Source organism: Pseudomonas sp. 15C (assembly GCF_055484735.1).
Map to the genome: position 1 here is coordinate 76,486 of NZ_JBUDGD010000018.1, position 11,854 is coordinate 88,339.

Annotated in this window: 9 protein-coding genes; 7 read left to right on the forward strand and 2 right to left on the reverse strand. The window is 60.5% G+C overall.

What is annotated here, in order from left to right; translation table 11 throughout:
- Window positions 1-137: 137 nt before the first annotated feature.
- Together rnhA and ACYYKW_RS12340 are read right to left on the reverse strand one after the other, a co-directional pair.
- Window positions 138-608, reverse strand: a complete 471-nt coding sequence (rnhA, locus tag ACYYKW_RS12335) for a ribonuclease HI (protein ID WP_093102256.1) — start codon at window positions 606-608, stop codon at window positions 138-140.
- A gap of 89 nt (window positions 609-697) precedes the next feature.
- Window positions 698-1,456 carry a class I SAM-dependent methyltransferase gene (locus tag ACYYKW_RS12340; protein WP_090282909.1) on the reverse strand — a complete coding sequence of 253 codons (759 nt, stop codon included), beginning with the start codon at window positions 1,454-1,456 and terminating at the stop codon, window positions 698-700.
- A gap of 65 nt (window positions 1,457-1,521) precedes the next feature.
- Between ACYYKW_RS12340 and gloB the strand changes: the two genes are divergently transcribed.
- The 7 genes from gloB (at window position 1,522) to ACYYKW_RS12375 (ending at window position 11,846) form a co-directional block, all read left to right on the forward strand.
- Window positions 1,522-2,289 (forward strand): hydroxyacylglutathione hydrolase, encoded by a 768-nt coding sequence (gene gloB / locus ACYYKW_RS12345; RefSeq protein ID WP_093106807.1) that lies wholly within the window; start codon window positions 1,522-1,524, stop codon window positions 2,287-2,289.
- Window positions 2,290-2,388: 99 nt separating this feature from the next.
- Entirely contained in the window at window positions 2,389-3,852 is a 1,464-nt protein-coding gene (locus ACYYKW_RS12350; protein ID WP_090282908.1) for a transglycosylase SLT domain-containing protein, read from the forward strand.
- Window positions 3,853-4,464: 612 nt separating this feature from the next.
- Window positions 4,465-6,297, forward strand: coding sequence for an extracellular solute-binding protein (locus ACYYKW_RS12355; protein ID WP_464990244.1), 1,833 nt, complete (start codon window positions 4,465-4,467; stop codon window positions 6,295-6,297).
- Entirely contained in the window at window positions 6,294-8,135 is a 1,842-nt protein-coding gene (locus ACYYKW_RS12360; RefSeq protein ID WP_464990245.1) for an extracellular solute-binding protein, read from the forward strand. Before ACYYKW_RS12355 ends, ACYYKW_RS12360 begins: the two co-directional genes overlap by 4 nt.
- Window positions 8,136-8,139: 4 nt before the next feature.
- Complete coding sequence (locus ACYYKW_RS12365) at window positions 8,140-9,213, forward strand: microcin C ABC transporter permease YejB (RefSeq protein ID WP_090282905.1); 1,074 nt, start codon at window positions 8,140-8,142, stop codon at window positions 9,211-9,213.
- A 1-nt stretch (window position 9,214) separates the two neighbouring features.
- Window positions 9,215-10,234: an ABC transporter permease gene (locus ACYYKW_RS12370; protein ID WP_064587187.1), complete on the forward strand. Its 1,020-nt coding sequence runs from the start codon at window positions 9,215-9,217 to the stop codon at window positions 10,232-10,234.
- A gap of 1 nt (window position 10,235) precedes the next feature.
- Window positions 10,236-11,846: an ABC transporter ATP-binding protein gene (locus tag ACYYKW_RS12375; RefSeq protein WP_464990246.1), complete on the forward strand. Its 1,611-nt coding sequence runs from the start codon at window positions 10,236-10,238 to the stop codon at window positions 11,844-11,846.
- Window positions 11,847-11,854: the final 8 nt, after the last annotated feature.

Here is an 11,854-nt window from a genome sequence, read left to right on the forward strand (position 1 = left end):
TCGGCGGGGTGTTTCAGGCAGACCGTGGTGACCGCATCGCCAGCAGGCTGGCTCCCACACTGGAAACGGGTTTTCACAAATCCCTGTGGGAGCCAGCCTGCTGGCGATTGAACCCACCTCGGTCCATCAGCAAAACATCAGCTCTGCTTGTAACCGCGAACCTCATCCACCCCACGGTTGGCCAGTTGGTCGGCCCGCTCGTTGCCGTGATGACCGATGTGCCCGCGCACCCATTTCCATTTGACGTTGTGGCGGTTGACCTGCTCGTCCAGCTCCTTCCACAGGTCGGCATTCTTCACCGGCTCCTTGGCCGCGGTTTTCCAGCCGCGCTTTTTCCAGTTGGCCATCCACTCGTTGATGCCTTTCATCACGTATTGCGAGTCGGTCACCAGCAGCACGTCGCATGGGCGCTTGAGCGCTTCCAGGCCACGGATCGCACCGAGCAGTTCCATACGGTTGTTGGTGGTGTTGGCTTCGCCGCCCCACAGCTCTTTTTCGACGCCTTTGCACACCAGCAACGCGCCCCAGCCGCCCGGACCGGGGTTGCCTTTGCAGGCGCCGTCGGTGAACAGCTCTACGGTGTCGACGCTTTCAACGCTTTCGCTCATGCCAGTCTTTCCAGAAAATGCCTGTCTTGCCAATCACGGATCGACAATGACCGCGGCCGGGAACACCCGACCACAGATAACAAGAAGGTTTACGGTTCGATGCGGCGCCGGTTGACCTTGGCCATCGGCAGCGGAATCAGCTTGCCCATCGGCTCGCGGCGCTCCTGACGCAATGGCCTGAGGCCAACCACGATCTTGCGCGCGACCAGTAGATAGAAGCCGCCGCCAGACAGTTGCCAGTCGCCGGCCTTGCGTTCCCAGCCGGCCAATCGGGCCTGCCACTTGGGCGATGCGAGCGGCGGACGATAGCACCCGAAGCGGCGTTTCTCCAGCGCAAAGCCCAGCAGATTGAGCCAGTCGCCAAGCCGTGACGGCGAGATGCAGCGCGCCTGGCGCAGGGCATCGTGGGCGAACACATGACGCAGCCCCCAGGTACTCCACGGGTTGATGCCGATGATCAGCAGGTGTCCGCCGGGCCGCACGGCGCTCGCCGCCTCGCGCAGCAAACCGTGGGGCGACAGGCAGAAATCCAGACCGTGCTGCATCACCACGACGTCGGCGGCATGCTCGCTCAGCGGCCAGGCCTGTTCTTCGCAGACTATTTCGACGCCGGGTAACGGCGCACCAAGGCGCACGTTGCGCTGCACTTGCGGCGCCGCTGGCGGGGTTTCGGCCGATGGCCCGTAATGCACCAGATAACCGCCGAAGAACCGCCCCAGTTCGTCTTCGAGCATGCGCCGCTCTTCGTCGAGCAACAATTGCCCAAGCGGGCCAGACAGCCATTCACGGGCTGCGCCGATCAGGGCCAGCCAGTCGGGATCAGCCTGTGCGAACGCTTTATCACTCATCGCATTCTCCAAAGCGCCAGGAACTACTAAGATGCGCCAATGTTTTCCGCTTGGCGATTCCGACGATGATACAGATCAGTGCCCTGCCCGCGTTCACCGACAACTACATCTGGTTGTTACAGGATCACCGCACCCAGCGTTGCGCGGTCGTCGATCCGGGCGATGCCGCCCCCGTGCAGGCGTGGCTTGACGGCCATCCGGGCTGGGTGCTGAGCGACATTCTGATCACCCACCATCACCATGACCACGTCGGCGGCGTCGAGCGCCTCAAAGCCGCGACCGGCGCGAAAGTCTACGGTCCGGCCAGCGAAACCATTCCGGGACGCGACGTGGCACTCAAGGACAACGACAGCGTCAACGTGCTCGGCTGGGATTTCGCCGTCTACGCAGTGCCCGGTCACACCTTGGGACACATTGCCTATTACCATCACGGCCTGCTGTTCTGCGGCGACACCTTGTTCGCGGCCGGATGCGGGCGCCTGTTCGAAGGCACGCCGGAGCAAATGCACCAGTCGCTCAGCCGTCTCGCTGCCTTGCCTGAAGATACGCTGGTTTACTGCACCCATGAATACACCTTGAGCAATCTCAAGTTTGCAGCCGCCGTTGAACCGGGCAACGCGGACATTGCCGCCCGTCTGGAAAAAGTCGTCGAGCAACGACAAAACGGCGTCATGACCCTGCCCTCGACCCTGGCGCTGGAAAAGCTCACCAACCCGTTTCTGCGCACTTCTGAAACATTGGTTACACAAAAAGTGGACGAACGGGCAGGCGCTCAAAACCGGGCGCCGAGTGAGGTATTTGCGGCTTTGCGGGCCTGGAAAGATACGTTCTAAGTCACCCGCTTGTTGGCACAAATATTCTGAATGGTTGACCGCGGGGGGTGCGCTTTCTAGAATCGCCCGACATTTTTGCCCGGAACTTACTTCCAGCCAATGTCGTCATCCATACGTAAGTCCGTCAATTCAGACGCATTGACCCGCCTGGCGCAAGCCATCGCGGTGGCTGTGTCCGCCACGCTGGCGGGCTGTTCCAGCCATGCTCCGCAGACTGAAGCGACCCATACGCCGAACATTGCTGCGCGAGCCAAGCAGAAGCCGATCTGGCTGACCGAAAAGCCCAGCCCGCAGGTGCCTCAGGACATCTGGGAGCGCATGCGCGCAGGCTTCCAGTTGCAGGAAGGCCTGGGCGTCAACCCGCGCATCGAGCAACAGCGCCTGTGGTTCGCCAGCAATCCCTCTTTCCTCGAGAACGCCGGCGAACGCGGCAGTCTCTATATTCACTACATTGTCGAACGCCTCGAAGAGCGCAACATGCCGCTGGAACTGGCCCTGCTGCCAGTAATCGAGAGCGCGTACAACCCGATGGCCTACTCCCGCGCCGATGCGGTAGGCCTGTGGCAGTTCATTCCGTCGACCGGGCGTTACTTCAACCTGCGTCAGACCCGCTTCTATGATGGTCGCCGCGATATCACCGCCTCGACCACCGCAGCGATGGATTACCTGACTCGTCTGCACGACATGTTCAACGGCGACTGGCTGTTGGCGCTGGCGGCGTACAACGCCGGTGAAGGCACGGTCAGCCGCGCCATCGAGCGCAACGAAAAGCTCGGCCTGCCGACCGACTACTGGAACCTGCCGCTGCCGGCGGAAACTCAGGCGTATGTGCCAAAACTGCTGGCGCTGTCGCAAGTGGTACTGGCGCCGGAAGCCTACGGCGTCAACCTCAATCCGATCGCCAACGAACCGTATTTCCAGGTTGTCGAAATCAACCAGCGCATGGACCTGTCCAAGGTCGCCGCGGTGGCCAACATCGACGAAGACGAGCTGTTCCAGCTCAACCCGGCCTTCAAGCAGCGCACCACGATCGACGGTCCACAGCATCTGCTGGTGCCGACGTCGAAGGCGCAATTGCTCACGGCCAGTCTGCAGACCATGCGCCCCGACGAGCTGATCAGCCCGCGCTCGCTGAAACCGGTGTTCGAAGGCGCCGACCCGTCCGAAGTTGCGCAGCTCAAGCGCGCTTACCGGGTCAAGCGTGGGGACAATCTCGGTTCCATTGCCAAGGCCAACAAGGTCGAAGTGAAGGATCTGCAGCGCTGGAACAAGCTGACCGGCAAGAATCTCAAGATTGGTCAGACTCTGGTGATGCAGGACACCAGCAAACGCGCACCGGCTCGCAAGTCTGGCCGGGTCAACACGGTGGTCGCGGCCAACAGCAAGACCAAAGGCAAGGACGACAGCCAGCAACAGACCCAGTACAAGGTCAAGCGTGGCGACACCTTGTATGTGGTGGCTAAGCGCTTCAACGTGCAGATGCAGCATCTCAAGCGCTGGAATCCAGGGGCCGGTAAGGCCTTGAAGCCTGGGCAGATGCTCACGGTTTATCAGCCGCATTGATTGCAAGAGCCCCTGAGTTTTCGGGGGCTTTTTTTTGGATCGGATTTTTTGTGGCGCCTGTGAGATCCATCCCCCTCACCCCAGCCCTCTCCCCCAGGGGGGCGAGGGGAAAGGGAGCACATCTCCATGCTTTTCAAAACTGGAGTTCGACTCGATATCGCAAGTCAGCGCAGCTCTTCCAAACACCCCGATCAGTCCCCTCTCCCTCCGGGAGAGGGTTAGGGTGAGGGACTTTTGATTTTGATTTTTCAGAACCTGCGTTCGACACGATCGCAAGTCAGCGCAGCTCTCCCAAATAACTCGATCAGTCCCTCTCCCTCCGGGAGAGGGTTAGGGTGAGGGGCTTTTGATTTTGATTTTTCAGAACCTGCGTTCGACTCGATATCGCAAGTCAGCGCCACTCTTCCAAACAATCCGATCAGTCCCCTCTCCCTCCGGGAGAGGGTTAGGGTGAGGGGCTTTTGATTTTCCCGGGGCCCAGCCAATCCAAACGCCTGAGTGAGCGCTCTTCGCTCCAACGATTAACCGCGCATTAACCCATGATCTTTTTCCTGTCCAGACAAGCTGTTACTGTACCGCCCACAAAGCCCAAGCCGCTGGATCGGATCTGACTTGAAGCGTGCCCTCCCCCTGCTCCTGATCAGCCTGGCCTTGAGCTCAACCGCAAGCGCGACGATTACCGAAAGTCACGGTTATGCGCAGTTCGGCACGCTCAAGTACCCGGCCAGATTTACCCATTTCGATTGGGTCAACCCGCAAGCGCCCAAGGGCGGTACGTTGCGGGTGATGGCGTTCGGCACGTTCGATACGGTCAATCCGTACACCTTCAAGGGCACCAGCCCGGTCACTACCGCGAATTTCCTCCAGTACGGCATCAACGAGCTGAACGAGCCGTTGATGGTCGGCACCGGGCAGTATTCGCCGTCCGGTGACGAGCCAGCGTCGAGCTATGGTTTGATCGCGCAATCGGTGGAGTACAGCGAAGATCGCAGCTGGGTGGTGTTCAATCTGCGGCCGGAGGCGCGGTTTCACGATGGCGCGCCGATCACCGCGTATGACGTGGCGTTCTCCTATCGCCTGTTATTGAAGGAAGGCCATCCGTTGTACCGCACGGCCCTGCAAGAGGTGCTGCGCGTCGACATTCTGAACAAGCAGCGCATCCGCTTCGTGCTCAAGCGTTCGGGCAATCCGCTGTTGATCCTGCGCCTCGGCGAGTTGCCGGTGCTGCCACAGCATTACTGGAAGGACCGCGACTTCAAAGCCACCACCTTCGAACCGCCGCTGGGTAGCGGCCCGTACCGCATCACCTCGGTGACGCCGGGCCGGCAGCTGATTTTCGAACGGGTCAAGGACTACTGGGGCAAGGATCTGGCGGTCAATCGCGGCAAGTACAACTTCGATCGCATGGAAGTCGAGTTCTACCGCGACAGCGATGTGGCGTTCGAAGCGTTCAAGGCCGGTGAATTCGACATCTACATCGAGCATCAGGCGAAGAACTGGGCCAACGGCTACAACTTCCCGGCGATTCGCCGTGGCGATGTGATCAAGGCGCAGATCCCGCATCAGATCCCGACCCAGAGTCAGGGCCTGTTCATGAACACCCGCCGCGCGACGTTTGCCGATGTGAAGACCCGTGAAGCGCTGGGCCTGATGTTCGACTTCGAGTGGACCAATCGCACGCTGTTCAGCGACGCCTACCAGCGCACCAACAGTTATTACCCCAACAGCGAATTCAGCGCCAGCGGCCTGCCGGTCGGCCATGAATGGCTGATGCTCAAGCCGTACAAGGATCAGTTGCCGGCGAGGCTGTTTACCGAGCCGTTCACCCTGCCCACCACCGATGGTCGCGGCATTCCGCGCGAAACCATGCGCAAAGCTCTGGCATTGCTCGCCGAGGCCGGCTGGAAACTTCATGGCCAGCGTCTGCAGAACGCCGCTGGCCAGCCGCTGCGTTTCGAACTGCTGTTGGTCAATCCGAATCTTGAGCGTCTTTACCAGCCGTACATCGTCAATCTCAACAGCATCGGCATCGACGCACACCTGCGCACCGTCGATCGCGCGCAGTACAAACAGCGCCTCGATCAATTCGATTTCGACATGATCTCGATGACGCTGGGTCAGACTCTGAGCCCCGGCCTTGAGCAGTGGCAGTACTTCCACTCCAGCCAAGTGAACGTCAAGGGCAGCAAGAATTACGCGGGTATCGCCAACCCGGTGATCGACCACCTGCTCGAACAATTGCTCGCCGCCCGCACACGCGACGAGCAGGTCGCTGCCGGCAAAGCGCTCGACCGCGTGCTGCTGTGGCAGCACTACAGCATTCCCAACTGGTACCTCAATTATCACCGTCTGGCCTACCGCAACCGGTTGGCCTTTGTCACCACGCCGCCCTACACCCTGGGCCTGAGTGCATGGTGGCTGAAGTCTTCGGAGAAAGATCGATGAACCCTGTTCGCGCCCTGCTCGTGCAGGCCAGCGGCTTGCTGTTCGCCGGGCTGGCCTTTGCTGCCCCGCAACACGCCGTGACCCTGTACAACGAGCCGCCGAAATACCCGGCCGATTTCAAGCATTTCGACTACGTAAACCCGGATGCACCCAAGGGCGGCGTGTTCCGCCAGGCCGGCTTCGGCGGCTTCGACAGCCTCAACCCGTTCATCAGCAAAGGCGTGCCGGCCGATGACATCGGGCAAATTTACGACACCCTGACCAAACACAGCCTCGACGAGCCGTTTACCGAGTACGGCCTGGTCGCTGGCAAGATCGAAAAAGCCAACGACAACAGCTGGGTGCGCTTCTACCTGCGCCCGGAAGCGCGTTTTCATGACGGTCACCCGGTGCGTGCCGAGGATGTGGTGTTCAGCTTCAACACCCTGACCAAGGAAGGTTCGCCGATGTTTCGCGGCTATTACAGCGACGTCGCCGAAGTCGTCGCCGAAGACCCGCTGAAAGTGCTGTTCAAGTTCAAGCACAGCAACAACCGCGAACTGCCGCTGATCCTCGGCCAGTTGCCGGTGCTGCCGAAACACTGGTGGGCCGATCGCGACTTCAACAAAGGCAATCTGGAGATTCCGCTGGGCAGCGGCCCGTACAAGGTCACCGAGGTCAAGGCCGGTCGCTCGGTGCGTTACGAGCGGGTCAAGGATTACTGGGGCAAGGACCTGCCGGTCAACCGGGGCTTCTACAACTTCGACACGATGACCACCGATTACTACCGCGACAACACCGTCGCCCTTGAAGCGCTGAAGGCCGGGCAGTTCGACTACTGGCTGGAGATGACCGCGAAGAACTGGGCCAACGCCTACAACGTTCCGGCGGTGACCGAGGGGCGTCTGATCAAGGAACTGATCGCCAACAGCAACCCGACCGGCATGCAGGGTTTCGTCTTCAACCTGCGCCGCCCGGTGTTTCAGGATGTGCGGGTGCGTCAGGCGCTCGGTCTGCTGTTCGATTTCGAGTGGACCAACAAGCAACTGTTCAACGGCGCCTACGTGCGCACCCGCAGCTATTTCGAGAACTCGGAAATGGCCGCCACCGGCCTGCCCGACGCCGAGCAACGGGCGATCCTCGAACCGTTCCGCAGCCAGCTGCCGGCCCAGGTGTTCAGCGAAGCCTACGAAAACCCCAAGACCGACGCGAGTGGCATGATCCGCAGCCAGCAACGCGAGGCTTATCAACTGCTGCAAGAGGCCGGCTGGAAAATCGTCGATGACAAAATGGTCGACGCCACGGGCAAACCGGTGGTGATCGAGTTCCTGCTCGCGCAGACCGAATTTGAACGCGTGCTGCTGCCGTTCAAGCGCAACCTCAGCGATCTGGGCATCGATCTGGTGATCCGCCGCGTCGACGTTTCGCAGTACATCAACCGCGTGCGTTCGCGGGATTTCGACATGATGGTCGGCAGCTTCCCGCAATCCAACTCGCCGGGTAACGAGCAGCGCGAATACTGGATGAGCGCCGCCGCCGACAAATCGAGCAGCCGCAACAGCATGGGCCTGAAGGATCCGATCGTCGATCAACTGGTGGAAAGCCTGATCAACGCCGGTTCACGCAACAGCCTGGTGGCCCATGCGCGAGCCCTTGATCGCGTACTGCAATGGGGCTATTACGTGGTGCCGAACTGGCACATCAAGAGCTGGCGCGTGGCGTACTGGAACCACATCGGGCACCCCAAAACCTCGCCCAAGTACGACATCGGCATCAATACCTGGTGGGTCAAGCCTGACGCCAAGCCTGCGGTAGAAGTCGAAACCCAACTGCAAGCCGACCCTGCGGGCACGGAGTAATCAGATGCTGGCGTATATCTTTCGGCGACTGTTGCTGATCATTCCGACCCTGTTCGGCATTCTGCTGATCAATTTCGTGATCATTCAGGCCGCGCCCGGCGGCCCGGTGGAACAGATGATCGCCAAGCTCGAAGGCTTCGAAGGCGCCACCAGCCGGATTGCCGGCGGCGGTGCCGAAGTGGCGGTGGCCGGTTCTTCGTATCGCGGCGCGCAAGGTCTGGACCCGGCGCTGATCAAGGAAATCGAGCACATGTACGGGTTCGACAAGTCGGCCCCGGAACGCCTGTGGATCATGATCAAGAACTATGCGCAGCTGGATTTCGGCGACAGTTTCTTCCGCGACGCCAAGGTCATCGACCTGATCAAGGAAAAGATGCCCGTGTCGATCTCGCTGGGGCTGTGGAGCACGCTGATCATGTATCTGGTGTCGATCCCGCTGGGAATTGCCAAGGCCACGCGGCACGGCAGCCATTTCGACGTGTGGACCAGTTCGGCGATCATCGTGGGCTATGCGATCCCGGCGTTTCTGTTTGCGATCCTGCTGATCGTTGTTTTCGCCGGCGGCAGTTATCTGGACTGGTTTCCGCTGCGCGGGCTGACCTCGAACAACTTTGATGAACTCAGCCTGGGCGGCAAGATCCTCGATTACTTTTGGCACTTGGCATTGCCGGTGACCGCGCTGGTGATCGGCAACTTCGCGACCATGACCCTGCTGACCAAAAACAGCTTTCTCGACGAGATCAACAAGCAGTACGTGGTCACCGCCAAAGCCAAAGGCCTGACGCGCAATCGCGTGCTCTACGGGCACGTGTTCCGCAACGCGATGCTGCTGGTGATTGCCGGTTTCCCGTCGGCCTTCATCGGGATTTTCTTCACCGGCTCGTTGCTGGTGGAAGTGATCTTCTCCCTTGATGGCCTCGGCCTGATGAGTTTCGAAGCGGCGATCAACCGTGATTACCCGGTGGTGTTCGGCACGCTGTTCATCTTCACCCTGCTCGGGCTGGTGGTGAAACTGATCGGCGACCTCACCTACACCTTTGTCGATCCGCGCATCGACTTTGAAAGCCGGGAGCATTGAGATGAACCTGTCCCCTCTCAACCGCCGCCGCTTCGAACTGTTCAAGGCCAACAAGCGTGGCTGGTGGTCACTGTGGCTGTTTCTGATTCTGTTCGGGCTGAGCCTGGGTGCCGAGCTGATCGCCAACGACAAGCCGCTGGTGGTGCATTACGACAACAACTGGTATTTCCCGGCGATCAAGCGTTACCCGGAAACCACCTTCGGCGGTGAGTTCCCGCTGGAAGCCAACTACAAGAGCCCGTACATCCGCGAACTGCTCAAGGCCAAGGATGCCTGGGTGTTGTGGGCGCCGATTCCGTACAGCTACCAGAGCATCAACTACGACCTGAAAGTCCCGGCCCCGGCACCGCCCTCGGCGGACAACCTGCTGGGCACCGACGATCAGGGCCGCGATGTGCTGGCGCGGGTGATTTACGGCTTCCGCATTTCCGTGTTGTTTGCGCTGACGTTGACCGTGCTGAGTTCGATCATCGGCGTGATTGCCGGTGCCCTTCAGGGCTTTTATGGCGGTTGGGTCGATCTGGCCGGGCAGCGTTTTCTGGAGATCTGGTCGGGGTTGCCAGTGCTGTATCTGCTGATCATCCTCGCCAGTTTCGTCCAGCCGAATTTCTGGTGGCTGCTGGGGATCATGCTGCTGTTTTCGTGGATGAGCCTGGTCGATGTGGTGCGCGCCGAGTTTCTGCGCGGGCGCAACCTGGAATACGTACGGGCCGCCAGAGCGCTGGGCATGCAGAACGGCGCGATCATGTTCCGCCATATCCTGCCCAACGCGATGGTCTCGACCATGACCTTCATGCCGTTCATCCTCACCGGCGCCATCGGCACCCTCACCGCGCTGGACTTTCTCGGCTTCGGCTTGCCGGCCGGCAGTCCGTCGCTGGGTGAACTGGTCGCGCAGGGCAAATCCAACCTGCAGGCGCCATGGCTGGGCATGAGCGCGTTTGCCGTGCTGGCGTTGATGTTGAGCCTGTTGGTGTTTATCGGCGAGTCCGCTCGCGATGCCTTCGACCCGAGGAAGTGAAATGAATCAGGACAATCTGATCGAAGTGCGCGACCTCGCCGTCGAGTTCGGTTTCGGCGAGCGCATCCACCGCGTGGTCGAGGGCGTAAGTTTCGACATCAAGCGCGGCGAAACCCTGGCGCTGGTCGGCGAATCCGGCTCGGGCAAATCGGTGACTGCGCACTCGATCCTGCGGCTGCTGCCCTACCCCATGGCGCGCCATCCGGCCGGCAGCATCAATTATGCCGGGCAGAACCTGCTGGGGCTGAGCGAAAAGACCATTCGCCACATTCGCGGCAACCGCATCGCGATGATCTTTCAGGAGCCGATGACCTCGCTCAATCCGCTGCACTCGATCGAGAAGCAGATCAACGAAGTGCTGGGCATCCATAAGGGTCTGTCCGGTAAAGTCGCGACCAGGCGTACGCTGGAGCTGCTGGAGATGGTCGGCATTCCCGAGCCGCACAAGCGCCTCAAGGCCCTGCCCCACGAACTCTCCGGCGGTCAGCGCCAGCGCGTGATGATCGCCATGGCTTTGGCCAACGAGCCGGAACTGCTGATTGCCGACGAACCGACCACCGCGCTGGACGTGACCGTTCAGCTGAAAATCCTCGATTTGCTCAAGGAACTTCAGGCTCGATTGGGCATGTCGCTGTTACTGATCAGTCACGATTTGAACCTGGTGCGAAGAATTGCGCACCGCGTATGTGTCATGCAGCGCGGTTGCATCGTCGAACAGGCATCGTGCGCAGAGCTGTTCCGTTCGCCACAGCATCCGTACACTCGGGAATTGCTCGGCGCGGAGCCCAGCGGCGGTCCGGCGAGCAATAAAATCGGCGCGCCGCTGCTCGAAGTCGAGGACCTGAAAGTCTGGTTCCCGATCAGGAAAGGCCTGCTCAAGCGCACGGTGGATCACGTCAAGGCAGTGGACGGCATCAATTTCAGCCTGCCTCAGGGTCAGACTCTGGGGATCGTGGGTGAGAGTGGTTCCGGCAAATCCACCCTGGGTCTGGCGATTTTGCGCCTGATCGGCAGCCAGGGCGGCATCCGTTTTGAAGGCAAGCAGCTAGACTGCCTGACGCAGAACGAGGTTCGCCCGTTGCGGCGGGAGATGCAGGTGGTGTTTCAGGACCCGTTCGGCAGCCTGAGCCCGCGTATGTGCGTCAATGACATCGTCGGCGAAGGCCTGCGGATTCACAGGATGGGCACCGCAGCCGAACAGGAAGCGGCGATCATCGCGGCATTGAAGGAGGTAGGTCTGGATCCGGAAACCCGGCACCGCTACCCCCATGAATTTTCCGGTGGGCAACGGCAGCGAATCGCCATTGCCCGGGCTTTGGTGCTCAAACCGGCGCTGATCCTGCTGGACGAGCCGACTTCGGCGCTCGACCGGACGGTGCAGCGGCAAGTGGTGGAGCTGTTGCGTTCACTGCAAGCCAAGTACAACCTGACGTATTTGTTCATCAGCCATGACCTGGCTGTCGTCAAAGCGCTGAGCCACCAGCTGATGGTGGTCAAGCATGGCCAAGTGGTCGAACAGGGAGACGCGCAAAGTATCTTTGCCGCCCCCCAACATCCGTATACACAGCAGTTGCTGGAAGCCGCTTTTCTGGCACCAGCCACTGCGCAATAACCTGAAAG